At 28.2% G+C, this 13616-nt stretch carries 14 protein-coding genes; 13 read left to right on the top strand and 1 reads right to left on the bottom strand.

Going from position 1 to position 13616, the window contains the following annotated elements; genetic code table 11:
- The first annotated feature begins 2 nt into the window (after window positions 1-2).
- On the top strand, window positions 3-1142 hold the full coding sequence (gene nspC / locus NG901_RS04250; protein WP_252212505.1) for a carboxynorspermidine decarboxylase: 1140 nt from the start codon (window positions 3-5) through the stop codon (window positions 1140-1142).
- A gap of 43 nt (window positions 1143-1185) precedes the next feature.
- Window positions 1186-2031 carry an agmatinase gene (gene speB, locus NG901_RS04245; RefSeq protein WP_252212504.1) on the top strand — a complete coding sequence of 282 codons (846 nt, stop codon included), beginning with the start codon at window positions 1186-1188 and terminating at the stop codon, window positions 2029-2031.
- Between the two features lie 114 nt (window positions 2032-2145).
- Here the strand turns inward: speB and NG901_RS04240 are convergent, their stop codons facing one another.
- Window positions 2146-3231 carry a glycerol dehydrogenase gene (locus NG901_RS04240; protein ID WP_252212503.1) on the bottom strand — a complete coding sequence of 362 codons (1086 nt, stop codon included), beginning with the start codon at window positions 3229-3231 and terminating at the stop codon, window positions 2146-2148.
- A gap of 225 nt (window positions 3232-3456) precedes the next feature.
- Here NG901_RS04240 and NG901_RS04235 point away from each other — a divergent pair, with 225 nt between their 5' ends.
- The 11 genes from NG901_RS04235 (at window position 3457) to NG901_RS04185 (ending at window position 13577) form a co-directional block, all read left to right on the top strand.
- Window positions 3457-4326: a radical SAM/SPASM domain-containing protein gene (locus NG901_RS04235; RefSeq protein WP_252212502.1), complete on the top strand. Its 870-nt coding sequence runs from the start codon at window positions 3457-3459 to the stop codon at window positions 4324-4326.
- Window positions 4327-4460: 134 nt separating this feature from the next.
- Window positions 4461-5042 (top strand): hypothetical protein, encoded by a 582-nt coding sequence (locus tag NG901_RS04230; RefSeq protein ID WP_252212501.1) that lies wholly within the window; start codon window positions 4461-4463, stop codon window positions 5040-5042.
- A gap of 170 nt (window positions 5043-5212) precedes the next feature.
- Window positions 5213-5809: a Holliday junction branch migration protein RuvA gene (gene ruvA / locus NG901_RS04225; protein ID WP_252212500.1), complete on the top strand. Its 597-nt coding sequence runs from the start codon at window positions 5213-5215 to the stop codon at window positions 5807-5809.
- Window positions 5810-5844: 35 nt separating this feature from the next.
- Complete coding sequence (gene ruvB, locus NG901_RS04220) at window positions 5845-6879, top strand: Holliday junction branch migration DNA helicase RuvB (protein WP_252212499.1); 1035 nt, start codon at window positions 5845-5847, stop codon at window positions 6877-6879.
- Between the two features lie 18 nt (window positions 6880-6897).
- Window positions 6898-7923, top strand: a complete 1026-nt coding sequence (gene queA, locus NG901_RS04215; protein WP_252212498.1) for a tRNA preQ1(34) S-adenosylmethionine ribosyltransferase-isomerase QueA — start codon at window positions 6898-6900, stop codon at window positions 7921-7923.
- Window positions 7924-8066: 143 nt separating this feature from the next.
- Window positions 8067-9206 carry a tRNA guanosine(34) transglycosylase Tgt gene (gene tgt / locus NG901_RS04210; protein WP_252212497.1) on the top strand — a complete coding sequence of 380 codons (1140 nt, stop codon included), beginning with the start codon at window positions 8067-8069 and terminating at the stop codon, window positions 9204-9206.
- 107 nt (window positions 9207-9313) lie between these two features.
- Entirely contained in the window at window positions 9314-9589 is a 276-nt protein-coding gene (gene yajC / locus NG901_RS04205; RefSeq protein ID WP_252212496.1) for a preprotein translocase subunit YajC, read from the top strand.
- A 61-nt stretch (window positions 9590-9650) separates the two neighbouring features.
- Window positions 9651-10025 carry a TIGR04086 family membrane protein gene (locus tag NG901_RS04200; RefSeq protein ID WP_252212495.1) on the top strand — a complete coding sequence of 125 codons (375 nt, stop codon included), beginning with the start codon at window positions 9651-9653 and terminating at the stop codon, window positions 10023-10025.
- Between the two features lie 234 nt (window positions 10026-10259).
- Window positions 10260-11516, top strand: a complete 1257-nt coding sequence (gene secD, locus NG901_RS04195; protein WP_252212494.1) for a protein translocase subunit SecD — start codon at window positions 10260-10262, stop codon at window positions 11514-11516.
- Window positions 11509-12399 (top strand): protein translocase subunit SecF, encoded by an 891-nt coding sequence (secF, locus tag NG901_RS04190; RefSeq protein WP_252212493.1) that lies wholly within the window; start codon window positions 11509-11511, stop codon window positions 12397-12399. Before secD ends, secF begins: the two co-directional genes overlap by 8 nt.
- Before the next feature lie 314 nt (window positions 12400-12713).
- Entirely contained in the window at window positions 12714-13577 is an 864-nt protein-coding gene (locus tag NG901_RS04185) for a DHH family phosphoesterase (protein ID WP_252212492.1), read from the top strand.
- The last annotated feature ends 39 nt before the right edge of the window (window positions 13578-13616 follow it).

Below are 13616 nucleotides of genomic sequence, written 5' to 3'. Positions count from 1 at the left end.
TTATGAATGATATAGATTTAAATAAATTGCCATCACCATGTTATTTGATTGATGAAAGACTTTTAAAAAAGAATTTAGAAAAACTAGATTATGTTCAAAAGGAGACAGGTGCTAATATTATTCTTGCAACAAAAGCCTTTTCTATGTATTCTACATTCCCTTTAATAGGTAAATACTTAAAAGGGGTTACTTCAAGTTCGCTTTTTGAAGCTAGACTTGGATATGAGGAGATGGGAAGACAAGTACATATATTTTCTCCAGCATACAGAGAAGATGAATTTGATGAAATAATGAAGTATTGTGATCATATAGTATTTAATTCTTTCAATCAATGGAGACTTTATAAGGATAAAGTAAAAAAATATAAGGATAAGAGAATAGAATGTGGAATTCGTATAAATCCAGAGTATTCAGAGATAGAAACAGATATATATAATCCTTGTTTTGAAAATTCCAGAATGGGAGTTACTTTAGAAAATTTTGAACCAGAAGAACTTGAAGGAATAGATGGATTACATTTTCATACTATGTGTGAACAAAATTCAGATACTTTAGCTCGTACCATTAAAGTTGTTGATGAAAAATTCGGTAAGTACATTAAAAATATGAAATGGTTGAATTTTGGTGGTGGACACCATATAACAAGAGAAGATTATGATATTGAGACTCTAATAGAAACAATTTTATATATGAAAAATAAATATGAAATTGATATTTATTTAGAACCTGGTGAAGCAGTAGCTTTAAACAGTGGATTTCTAGTATGTACTATTTTAGATGTAATAAAAAACGGAATGAATATTGCAATAGTAGATACATCAGCAGCTTGCCATATGCCAGATGTACTTGAAATGCCATATAGACCTCATATTATAAATTCAGGTATGCCAAATCAGTATGAACATACATATAGGTTAGGTGCTCCAACTTGTCTTGCAGGAGATATAATAGGAGATTATTCTTTTAAAAAGCCCTTGAAAGTAGGGGATAAGCTAGTGTTTTGTGATATGGCTATTTATTCAATGGTTAAAAATAATACTTTTAATGGAATAAACTTACCTTCAATAGTTAAATATAGTGAAGAAAAAGGAATAGAAGTTATAAAAAAATTTGGATATGAAGATTTTAAATCACGATTATAAAAAAATTAAATTACATTTTATGCTAGAAAGGATTTAGAGAATTATGAATAAGAATGTAGAGACTTTTATAGGATGTGACAATAATTACGATGAATCAAAAATAGTTATTTTTGGAGCACCATTTGATTCAACAACATCATTTAGACCAGGAACAAGATTTGCTAGTAAAGCAATGAGAAGTGAGTCTTTTGGAATTGAAACTTATAGTACATATCAAGATAAGGATTTAGAAGATATATGTGTTTTTGATGGAGGAGATTTAGAACTTAGTTTTGGAAATCCAGAAAATGCATTAAATGATATTGAAAAATTTACATCTAAAATAGTTAATGACAATAAAATACCATGCATGATTGGTGGGGAACATTTAGTAACCTTAGGTGCATTTAAAGCTATAAACAAAAAATATCCTGATGTCCATGTTATACATTTTGATGCTCATGCAGACTTAAGAAATGATTATCTAGGACAAAAATTATCTCATGCAACAGTTATGCATAGAGTGTGGGATATAGTTGGAGATAATAAAATATTTCAATTTGGAATAAGATCAGGAGAAAAACAAGAAATTTATTGGGGAAGAGATCATGTTTTTACGAATAAATTTAATTTTAATCAACTTGCAGAGATTGTTGATAAATTAAAAGGAAAGCCAGTCTATTTTACATTAGATTTAGATGTATTAGATCCATCAGTATTTCCGGGAACAGGAACTCCAGAAGCTGGTGGGGTTACTTTTATGGATTTGTTAAAAGCAATATTAAAGATAAGTAAGTTAAATATTGTAGGAATGGATATAAATGAACTTTGTCCTATATATGATAAAAGTGGAAGTTCAACAGCATTAGCTTGCAAAGTATTAAGAGAATTGTTACTTAGTATATATTAACAAATTTTTAATTTATAGTAACTTAAAATGAAAAAGTGTAGAATAATGAATTTTATTTCGTTAATCTGCACTTTTTTGCTTATGTTTTATATAAAACTTAATGCTTAATTATTATTAAGCTCGTCCTAATTTATTAGCTGTTAAAATAGCAGCATATACATCATAAGGGGTAACTTCAAATGGCATATTGTGAATAGTTTCACCTTCAGCACAGCAAGCTTCGGCAACTCTCATTATATCATCTTTATCAATATTTTTAATTCCCATCTCAGATAAATTAGTTGGAAGACCAAGTGATTTACAGAAGTTTATAACTTCTCTAATTTCTTCAATAGGAGCATTTTCTAATACTAATTGTGTTATTGTACCAAAGGCAACTTTTTCACCATGGTATAAATCATGACATTCTTTTAAAATTGTAAACCCATTATGGATTGCATGTGCAGCAGATAAACCACCACTTTCGAAACCTAAACCACTTAATAATGTGTTTGCCTCTACAATATTTTCAACTGATTTAGTAACAACATTGTTACTAACAGCAAGCTTAGCTTTATATCCTTCTGATAATAATGTTTTGTAACATGAATAAGCAAGAGTTTCAGCAGCAAGAGTTATATGTCCTCCACATAAATTTAAACTATTGGCTCTTTTGCAAGCTCTCACCTCAAAATAAGTTGCTAGTGCATCTCCCATGCCAGAAATTAACAATCTTGAAGGAGCATTAACTATAATTTTTGTATCTACTAATACAACGTCAGGATTTTTCTTTAATAGTAAGTATTTATCAAAAATACCGTTATCTTTATAAATAACAGACAATGCACTACAAGGAGCATCTGTAGAAGCAATAGTTGGAGCTATTACTACAGGAACATCTTCATAATATGCTACAGCTTTAGCAGTGTCTAAAATTTTACCTCCACCTATTCCTATAACAACATTACAATTATTTTCTTTAAATGATTTTTGTAATCTCATTATTTCAGTTTCTGAGCATTCTCCATTAAATATTTCAAATGTTAAATTTTCATCGCTATTAGAAAAACTATTCTTTATAGTATTAGATACCCTCTTCATTCCAGAGGTACTAATGATTACAAAAAAGTTATCTCCTAAATTATTAGTGTGTGTTGCTATATTTTCAAGTTCGCCATTTCCTTGAACATATTTACCTGGTGAAATGATAATATTTGCCATGATTATCCCTCCTAAAATATATAAAATAATATAACTCTAGTATAGCATATATAATTCAGAATATGGTTTATGTTACAAATTTTAATAATTTAAAAAGTATTGTGTATATACTTTCAACTTATTTCTTTTTAGTTTAGTGCGTTTTTTGTGATTATTTATAGAAAGTTATATAATAAATTTAGTATAATATCATTATTAAAACGATTGAAAAGGTGAATAAAATTAATGAGAAAATTTAAAAGAGTATATATAGAAATAACTAATATTTGCAATTTAGAATGCAATTTTTGCCCCAAGACAAGTAGAAAATTAAAATTTATGGATGAGGAATCTTTTGAACATGTTTTAAAATCTGTAAAACCATATAGTGATTATGTTTATTTTCATTTAATGGGTGAGCCATTTTTAAATTCTAATCTTGAAAAGTTTTTAGATTTAAGTAATAAGTATAAAATAAAAGCTAATATTACTACAAATGGAACATTAATAAATGATGTGAAGGATATATTGATTAAATCACCAGCATTAAGACAAGTAAATATTTCACTTCATAGTTTTGAAGCTAATAATAAGGAAATAAAATTTGAAGAATATATAGAAAATATAGTAAGTTTTTGTGAAGAAGCTACAGAAAAAAGTAATATAATTTGTTCATTAAGATTGTGGAATTTAGATACAAGATATAAAGCAAGTAATGATATGAATATAGACATATATAGTGTTCTTGAAGAAAGATTTAAATTAGACTATAACTTAAAAGATATATTAAGGGAAAAAAATAGTGTTAAACTTTCTAAAAATGTATATTTAAGCATGGGGGAAAAATTTAAATGGCCATCAATTAATAGTGAAGAGTTAGGAGAAAGAGCTTTTTGCTATGGATTAAGAGATCAAATAGGGATATTAGTAGATGGAACAGTTGTACCATGCTGTCTAGATAGTGAAGGTAATATACCACTTGGTAATATATTCGAAAGTGATTTAGAAGAAATTTTAAATTCTAAACGAGCTAAAGATATGTATGATGGCTTTTCAAGAAGAGTTGCAGTAGAAGAGTTATGTAAAAAGTGTGGCTTTATAAATAGAGTAAGATAATATACAAGGAATTTGTGTTTTTAATATGTTGTTTATATGTGTATAAGCAAAGTGCACCAAACAATTACTAAAATAGTAATAATATGAATAAATATGATAAATTTGGTCAATGCTCCTAGTAAGGAGTGATGAATATGAAATACAACAAGAAAAAATTATCTGTTATATGTATTTTAATGTTAGCAATTATATTTTCTTTAACTTATTATTTAGTAGATAAATCTGTTAATAATAAAAATTTACTTCAAACTTCACAAGAAAAAGTTAATACAGATGCTGAGATAAATAAACTAGAAGATAGTGTTAAGGTAGCACTATTTGCTGGCGATAAAAAAGAGAGTGATATGACTGTTGCTCAAATAAAACAACAGTTAAACATAGATGGTGATCTAACTAAAGAGGAATTAATAAAAATATTAAAAAATAGTGGTTATGCGCTAGATCTTACATCCAATAGTCAAATTATGTTTAAGAGAGATACTTCAAATGCATTAGAACCTAATAAATATTACATTGGTGAAAAAGATGGATATTTAGCTATATATCAGACAGATGAAAAAGGGAATGCATCTATAAAAAATAGTGAAGATGTTTTTTTAGATAATAAACCAATAGAAAATTTACGTGATGTAGATAAGTCTAAAATAAAGAATTTTGAACTTAAATACAATACAAAAGATGAAGCCGAAGAAAGTGTATCTGAATTAATATCATAATGTTTATGTTTTAAAGAGTTATGCCATTGTTGAATTTATATTAGCAATAGTATAACTTTTTTGGTTGTATTTTTAATTGAAAGATTTCTTATAAAATGGTAAAGTATAAGTTAGGTTTCAAAGTCGTCTTGACGATTTTTTTATTTTAAACTATAGGGGGATTGTTTTGGATGTATGAATATATAAAAGGTGAATATATGGGAATAAATAAAGATTATATCGTTGTTGAAAATAATGGAATAGGATATAAGATATTTACTTCAGGTGCAACTATGTCTTCAATGCCATGCTGTGGTGAAAAAATAAAATTATATATTGAACAAATTGTAAGAGAAGACTTTATAGGATTATATGGTTTTGAATCTTTAGAAGAATTAGATATGTTTAAACTATTACTTAGTATAAATGGTGTTGGAGCTAAGGCTGCTTTATCATTATTATCTATAAGTCGTTTAAATAATTTAAAATATGCAATAATTACTGGTGATGAAAAACATCTTTGCAGAGGTGTTGGGATAGGAAAAAAGACTGCAGCTAGAATTATACTAGAATTAAAAGATAAGTTGAAACCAGATGAGTTATTGAATTGTATAGATGAATTTGATGATGTAACTGTAGATAATTCACTTGCTATTTCAGAAGCATTGAGTGCGTTAATTTCTTTAGGATATACAGAAAAAGAAGCGGAAAAAGCTCTTAAAGAAGTGGATAAATCTGAAAGTGTTGAAAATATAATAAAAAGTGCATTAGTTAAGTTAATGGGTTAAAATAAAGTATTTAGTATGTAAATGGGGGTGTATTTATGGAAAGAATAGTAACTCCAGCTGAAATGTTTGAAGATGGAAATTCTGAACTTAGCTTAAGACCTCAAAAAATAAATGAATATATAGGTCAAGATAAAGTAAAAGAAAGATTAAATATATTTATAAAGGCCGCTAGAAATAGAAAAGAAGCCCTTGACCATGTGCTTTTATATGGTCCACCTGGACTTGGAAAGACTACTTTAGCTAATATTATTGCCAAGGAAATGACTGGAGATTTAAAAATAACATCAGGTCCAGCAATAGAGAGGGCAGGAGATTTAGCAGCTATATTAACGACATTAAAAGATTATGATGTTTTATTTATTGATGAAATACATAGATTAAATAGAAGTGTTGAAGAAATTTTATATCCTGCTATGGAAGATTATGCATTAGACATTGTTATAGGTAAAGGTGCGGCTGCTAAATCTATAAGACTTGATTTACCAAAATTTACATTGATAGGTGCAACTACTAGAATCGGAATGCTAACATCTCCATTAAGAGATAGATTTGGTGTACTTTGTGCAATGGAATATTATGATGAAATTCAATTAAAGGAAATTGTAATAAGAAGTGCGGCTGTATTTGGATGTAAAATTACTGAAGAGGGAGCTTTAGAAATTGCAAGTAGATCTAGAGGAACTCCTAGAATAGCTAATAGATTATTAAAAAGAGTTAGAGATTACTCAGAAGTAAAATCTAATAAAGTAATTTCTTTAAAAGAAGCAAGAGATGCATTAGAATTACTAGAAGTAGATAATCAAGGGTTTGATAAGGTTGATAATAAAATATTAGAAGCAATTATAGATAACTTTAATGGTGGACCAGTTGGAATAGAAACTTTATCTTATTTTATAGGTGAAGAATTAGGTACGATTGAGGATGTTTATGAACCTTATTTACTTCAAAAAGGGTTTATAGTAAGAACTCCAAGAGGAAGAATTGCAAGTGATAAAGCTTATAAACATTTAGGAAGAGTTAATAATAAAAATAACAATTCAAATAAAGGACAAACAAGTTTTTTTAAATAGTTAGGAGACGCGATAACAATGAACGTAAAAGACTTCGATTTTTATTTACCAGAGGAATTGATAGCTCAACATCCTTTAGAAAAAAGAGATACTTCAAGACTTATGGTTTTGGATAAAGAAACAGGGGAAATATCTCATAAGAATTTTTATGACATTATAGATTATTTAAATGAAGGTGATACTTTAGTATTAAATAATACAAGAGTAATGCCAGCTAGATTAATTGGTGAAAAAGAAGGAACTGGTGGAAAAATAGAATTTTTACTATTAAAAAGAGTAGAAAAAGATAGATGGGAATGCTTAGCTAAGCCAGGAAAATCAGCAAGGGTAGGAAAAAGATTTACTTTTGGTGAAGGAAAATTAAAAGCTGAAGTAGTAGAAGTTAAAGAAGATGGAAATAGAATAGTAGAATTCTATTATGATGGTATATTTGAAGAAGTATTAGATTCTTTAGGAGAAATGCCATTACCACCTTATATTCACGAAAGATTAGAAGATAGAGAAAGATATCAAACAGTATATTCTAAAGAAAATGGATCAGCAGCAGCACCAACGGCAGGTCTTCATTTTACTGAAGAATTATTAGGGAAAATAAGAGATAAAGGTATTAATATTGCTTATGTAACTTTACATGTTGGTCTTGGAACATTTAGACCAGTTAAAGTAGAAACTATAGAAGATCATGAAATGCATTCAGAATATTATCATCTTTCAAAAGAAGATGCTGAAATAATAAATGCAACTAAAAAAAGAGGCAATAGGGTTATTTCAGTAGGTACAACATCTACTAGAACTTTAGAAACAATAGCAGATGAAAATGGTAATGTAAAAGAAACAAGTGGGTGGACTAATATCTTTATATATCCAGGATATAAATTTAAAGTAGTTGATAGGTTAATAACTAATTTCCACTTACCAGAATCTACATTAATAATGCTTGTTTCAACTTTAGCAGGAAAAGAACATGTAATGAATGCATATGAAGAAGCTGTAAAAGAAAGATATAGATTTTTCTCTTTTGGAGATGCTATGTTTATAAAATAATAATAATTTTTGAGTACATTGATGAGGTGACATAGTCAAGTGTCTCAATTATAAATAAAGAGCTAAAAAATAAATAGCTCTAATTAATTTTCCTAATACTATTAAGGAAGATTTCTAAAAATTATAATTAAGAGGTGACGCTTGTGAGTAAAAGATATACTTTATTAAAAAAGGATGGAAAAGCTAGAAGAGGAGAATTTGTAACTCCTCATGGGACTATACAAACCCCAGTATTTATGAATGTAGGTACATTAGCAGCTATAAAAGGTGCAGTATCAAGTATGGATTTAAAAGAAATTGGATGTCAAGTTGAATTATCTAATACATACCATCTACATTTAAGACCTACAGATAAGGTTGTTAATAAGTTGGGCGGATTACACAAATTTATGAATTGGGATAGACCAATACTTACTGATTCAGGTGGATTCCAAGTTTTTTCACTTTCAGCTATGAGAAAAATAAAAGAAGAAGGTGTTTACTTTAATTCTCATATAGATGGAAGAAAAATCTTCATGGGACCAGAAGAATCAATGCAAATTCAAAGTAATTTAGCATCTACTATTGCAATGGCTTTTGATGAATGTATACCAAATCCTTCAACAAGAGAATATGTTGAAAGATCAGTAGCAAGAACTACAAGATGGCTTGAAAGATGTAAAAATGAAATGGATAGATTAAATTCACTTCCAAATACAATAAATAATGAACAAATGTTATTTGGAATAAATCAAGGTGGAACATATGAAGACATAAGAATAGCACATGCTAAAGAAATTGTTAAAATGGATTTAGATGGGTATGCAATTGGAGGGCTTGCTGTTGGAGAGAGCCATGAAGATATGTATAGAATTATAGATGCTGTTGCACCATATCTTCCAGAAGATAAACCTATATATTTGATGGGAGTTGGAACACCAAGCAATATATTAGAGGCTATTGATAGAGGCGTTGATTTCTTTGATTGCGTACTTCCAGCAAGAAATGGTAGACATGGCAATGTGTATACTAACGAAGGTAAGCTTAATTTAATGAATGCAAAGCATGAATTAGATGCAAAGCCTATAGAAGAAGGATGTCAATGTCCAGCATGCAAGCATTATACAAGAGCATATATAAGACATCTATTTAAAGCAAAAGAAATGTTAGCTATGAGATTATGTGTATTACATAACTTATATTTCTATAACAACTTAATGCAAGAAGTAAGAGATGCCATTGATGGCGGATATTTCAAGGAATTTAAAAATAAGAAAATACAAGCATGGGAAGAAAGAAAATGATAGTTTAATTGACAATATATCTAAAAAAATGTAAACTATCTATCATGGAATAAATCACAAAAAATCAATAATACTATGTTTTATTGATAAATTTATGGAGGTAAAAGATGAATAATATAGGTGCAATACTTATGAATGTACTACCATTTTTGGTTGTTTTCGTTGTATTTTATTTCTTACTTATTTTACCAGAAAAGAAGAAGAAAAAACAATATGGTAATATGATAAGTGAATTGAAAGTTAAAGATGAAATTATGACAAGAGGTGGAATCATCGGCAAAATAGTAAATATTGATGATGAAAATATAGTTATTGAAACAAGTGCAGCAAAAACTAGAATAAAGCTTTCAAAAAGTGGAATATCATATAAGTTAAATAAATAAAATCAATCATAATGCCTCTTGATGCTTCATAAAATGAAGTATTAGGAGGTGTTGTTTTAAAATGCAAAATAACAATAATAATTATTTGAGATCTGTTTGCAAAGGCTCCATTGGAGCAGTAATATTAAGTTTTGTTGGTGCAGTTGTCTTATCTTTACTTATGAAGATAGTGGAATTTACACCAAGTATATTTAGTATGCTGTATGTAATAATATCCTTAATAAGTTTAGCTATTGGTTCTATAATTGGGGCTAAAGCTAATAAGTCTAAAGGATGGTTAGTAGGACTTGGAATAGGCATAATATACTATATGGCTTTATTTATAATTTCAAGTTACATAAGCGGAGCAATAACATTTAAAATTTTTGATTTAGCTAAATTTGCAATTTCTATGGGGATTGGATTCTTAGCAGGCATGCTAGGTATAAATTTATAAATATAAAAATCTTTATTAAGAATTTTTAATGTGATATAATCATTTTGGTTGGAAATATATTGAACAATCAATTTTAGAGAAAAGTATAAGTTTTGGTTTAATATGAGGATAAATGTATCTTCAATTTACTAGCCAAGACTTATATTTAAAATAGTAGTTTTACATAATAAAAAACTAAGTGAAGTTTAATTTATAAAACTATAATAGCTGTTTATTTAGCAGAGGGGGATTAAAATGAAGAAAAAAGGAAAAAGTTCAGCATTATTCGTGGTAATGGTTCTTGTAACACTTTTTTTAGCTTTTTCAGGATTTAAAGGATTTGTAGTAGGCGGATGGGAAATTAAATCTTTTAATGATGTTATAAAAAAAGGTCTCGACTTACAAGGTGGAGTTTCTGTGTTAATGGAAATTCAAGAAGATAAAGTTACAAAGGAACAATTAGACAGTACAAAAGAGCACATCTCTTTAAGAGTTAATAAGATGGGTGTAGCTGAAACTATTGTAACGACAGAAGGAGAAAGAAGAATAAGGGTTGATATTCCAGGTGCCTTTGATTCTCAAGAAATTGTAGAGAGTTTAAGTAAATCAGGAAACTTGGTTTTTAAAAGTCCAGAAGGTGAAGAAATTCTTACTGGTAAAGATGTTAAAAAAGCATCAGCAATTCTTAATCAACAAGATGGAAATCCAGTTGTATCATTAGAACTAAATGACGATGGTCAAAAAGCATTTGCTGAAGCAACAGGAAAATATGTAGGACAAAAAATTTCAGTTTATATGGATGATGAGCTTTTAACTAGTCCTACAGTACAAACTCAAATTACAGATGGTAGTGCAATAATAACAGGAAGCACTAGTTTAGAAGATGCTAAGAAATTAGCTGGAATAATAAATTCAGGAGCATTACCTGTTACTGTTAAAGCTGCTTCAGTACAAAATGTTGGAGCACAACTTGGAGCTACAGCGCTTCCAAATGCTTTAAAGGCAGGAGCAATAGGAATAGGGTTAGTATTCTTATTTATGATTTTATATTACAGAGTTCCAGGAATATTAGCTAGTATAGCGTTAACATTATATATCACTATTACATTATTAATATTCTCTGAAATTGGAGTAACTTTAACACTTCCAGGAATAGCAGCATTACTTCTTACAATAGGTATGGCAGTTGATGCAAATGTGCTTATTTTTGAAAGAATAAAAGAAGAATTGAAAAAAGGTATATCAATAAAGACATCAGTAAAAAAAGGATTTGAAAATGCTCTTTCTTCAATAGTAGATTCAAATGTAACAACAATTTTAGCAGGATTAATTTTATATTTCATTGGATCAGGAACTGTTAAAGGTTTTGCAGTTACTTTAATGATAGGTATAGTTGTAAGTTTATTCACATCATTATTTGTAACAAAATTACTTGTCAATTTATCAGTTGATATAGGATTGCTAAAAAAATTACCTCATTTTGGAGTTAAGAGGGAGGAAGAACATGTTTAAAATAATAGAAAAATCAAAGATATGGCTTTCAATTTCTCTAATTATAATTTTAATTGGATGTGGATTTTTGTTTACTAAAGGCTTAAACTTTGGAATAGATTTTAAGGGTGGTACTCAATTAACAATTCAATTAAAAGATGGTATAGATAAACAAGATGTAGATAATACAATAAAAACTTATGCAGCAGATGCTGTCACAAATACAATAAATGATAATCAATATGAAGTAAAATCAGGAGATTTAAATAGTGAAAAAGTATCATCTATAATGACTGAATTAAAAGAAAAGTATGATTTATCTGATGATGCACTACTTAATCAACAAGAAATAGGTGCTTCAATAGGTAAGGAATTAACAAAAAATTCATTGATAGCATTATTTGTTGCATGTATAGTTATGCTTATATATATAGCAATAAGATTTGAATTTAAGTTTGGTGTTGCAGCTTTAATAGCAACAATACATGATGTATTAATAACAGTAAGTGTATATGCTATTTTTGGAATACCAGTAAATACTTCTTTTATTGCAGCAATTCTTACTATAATAGGTTATTCTATGAATGATACAATAGTAATATTTGATAGAATAAGAGAAAATTCTAAGATTATGAGAAGAGCAAATTCAATAGAAATAGCTAATACAAGCTTAACAGAAACTATGACAAGATCTATAAATACAACCCTTACAACGTTATTTACAATAATTGCTGTGAATATATTTGTACCAACAGTTAGAGAATTTACTGTTCCACTTATTATAGGAATAGTTGCAGGTGCTTATTCTTCAATATTTGTAGCTTCTCCAGTATGGGTTTATCTTAAAAATAAACTTGGAAATGGCAAAATTAAAGCAAATAATAAGAAACTACAAAGAGTTTAAACATTTATATAAAATTAAATATGACTTTTAATTTAAGGCACATGAAAGAAAATAATAGACCAAAAATGGATCGTATATTTTGTGTCAGACAAGGAGGCAAGTTCAGTTAATAGTGTGAGCTGATCTATTAGCTGAATTTGCTAACGAGATATGACATAAAATAGACAATAATATCGGTATATTATTTTTGGGATGTGCCTAAACCTCCGTAGACAAAAATATGGAGGTTTATTAATTTTTTTATAAAATATTTGTAAAAATTCGTTTTATACATTATAATATAAATGTTTTCTAATTTTATGGAGGAGTAAGCAATGCGTAAGTTCTGGGAAAGTATTTATTGTCCAAATTATATTACTGGATATAACCCATTTATACTTAAAGGTATGAACAAAGCATTAGAGAGAGTAGTCTCTGCTGTGAATAATAGAAAGAAAATAATTGTTTATGGTACTTCGAATGTTGATGGTATTTGTGCCACTGCTTCTCTAATACTTGTATTAAAGTATTTAAACGCAGATGTTGAATATCTGATATATGATGAAGAAAATGGTGGAGATAAACTTAATTCTAAAGACATAAAGAATAATGTGGATTTTTTGGGTGCTGAACTGTTAATAACTTTAGGCTTAGGGTTAAAATCGCAAGAAGAAATAAATTTATGTAAAAAATTAGGTATAAATTTAATTGTTCTTGAAAATAAAGAGAGTAAGTTTATAGATGAATACATATACATTAATCCAAATCAAAAAGGCTGTCAATATAGGTATAAGGATTTATCTATAAGTGCTTTAACGTTTAAGTTAATGCAATCAATAGCTATATATTATAATATGAAAAGTATTAATAAATATTTGGATTTAATTCTTATGGGAGTAAAATTTACAGATACTCCAATAAAAGGGGAAAATGAGGTATTTATTAAAGAGGGAAACAAGTTTCTATTTAATACAAATAATAATGGGTTGAGATCGGTAATAGAGTTTAATAGCATAATGGAGTTTGATTGTCATGCAATGGATAGCATGATAGAATTTATTACGCCTACAATAGGACCTGTTGGAATTATGGACAATGCAAGAATAGTACTAGAATTGTTAACTACTGATGACAAAGATAGGGCAGATCAGATTGTTAAATATCTGTATAGTTCAAAGAAAAATGAGCTTTTAAAATAAAAGTTATTGAATCTAAAATAACATTTTTGGAGGAGTAAA

The organism is Clostridium sp. CMCC3677 (genome assembly GCF_023845585.1).
Classification (GTDB): domain Bacteria; phylum Bacillota; class Clostridia; order Clostridiales; family Clostridiaceae; genus Clostridium; species Clostridium aquiflavi.
This window is presented reverse-complemented; position numbering and strand designations above follow the sequence as displayed.

What these genes read in the sequence shown, in the direction of transcription:
- NG901_RS04230 (WP_252212501.1), top strand. Translation starts at nt 4,461, where the DNA reads ATGAAATACAACAAGAAAAAATTATCTGTTATATGTATTTTAATGTTA.
- yajC (WP_252212496.1), top strand. Translation starts at nt 9,314, where the DNA reads ATGAATAATATAGGTGCAATACTTATGAATGTACTACCATTTTTGGTT.
- speB (WP_252212504.1), top strand. Translation starts at nt 1,186, where the DNA reads ATGAATAAGAATGTAGAGACTTTTATAGGATGTGACAATAATTACGAT.
- ruvB (WP_252212499.1), top strand. Translation starts at nt 5,845, where the DNA reads ATGGAAAGAATAGTAACTCCAGCTGAAATGTTTGAAGATGGAAATTCT.
- NG901_RS04185 (WP_252212492.1), top strand. Translation starts at nt 12,714, where the DNA reads ATGCGTAAGTTCTGGGAAAGTATTTATTGTCCAAATTATATTACTGGA.
- secD (WP_252212494.1), top strand. Translation starts at nt 10,260, where the DNA reads ATGAAGAAAAAAGGAAAAAGTTCAGCATTATTCGTGGTAATGGTTCTT.
- NG901_RS04200 (WP_252212495.1), top strand. Translation starts at nt 9,651, where the DNA reads ATGCAAAATAACAATAATAATTATTTGAGATCTGTTTGCAAAGGCTCC.
- queA (WP_252212498.1), top strand. Translation starts at nt 6,898, where the DNA reads ATGAACGTAAAAGACTTCGATTTTTATTTACCAGAGGAATTGATAGCT.
- nspC (WP_252212505.1), top strand. Translation starts at nt 3, where the DNA reads ATGAATGATATAGATTTAAATAAATTGCCATCACCATGTTATTTGATT.
- ruvA (WP_252212500.1), top strand. Translation starts at nt 5,213, where the DNA reads ATGTATGAATATATAAAAGGTGAATATATGGGAATAAATAAAGATTAT.
- secF (WP_252212493.1), top strand. Translation starts at nt 11,509, where the DNA reads ATGTTTAAAATAATAGAAAAATCAAAGATATGGCTTTCAATTTCTCTA.
- NG901_RS04235 (WP_252212502.1), top strand. Translation starts at nt 3,457, where the DNA reads ATGAGAAAATTTAAAAGAGTATATATAGAAATAACTAATATTTGCAAT.
- NG901_RS04240 (WP_252212503.1), bottom strand. Translation starts at nt 3,231, where the DNA reads ATGGCAAATATTATCATTTCACCAGGTAAATATGTTCAAGGAAATGGC.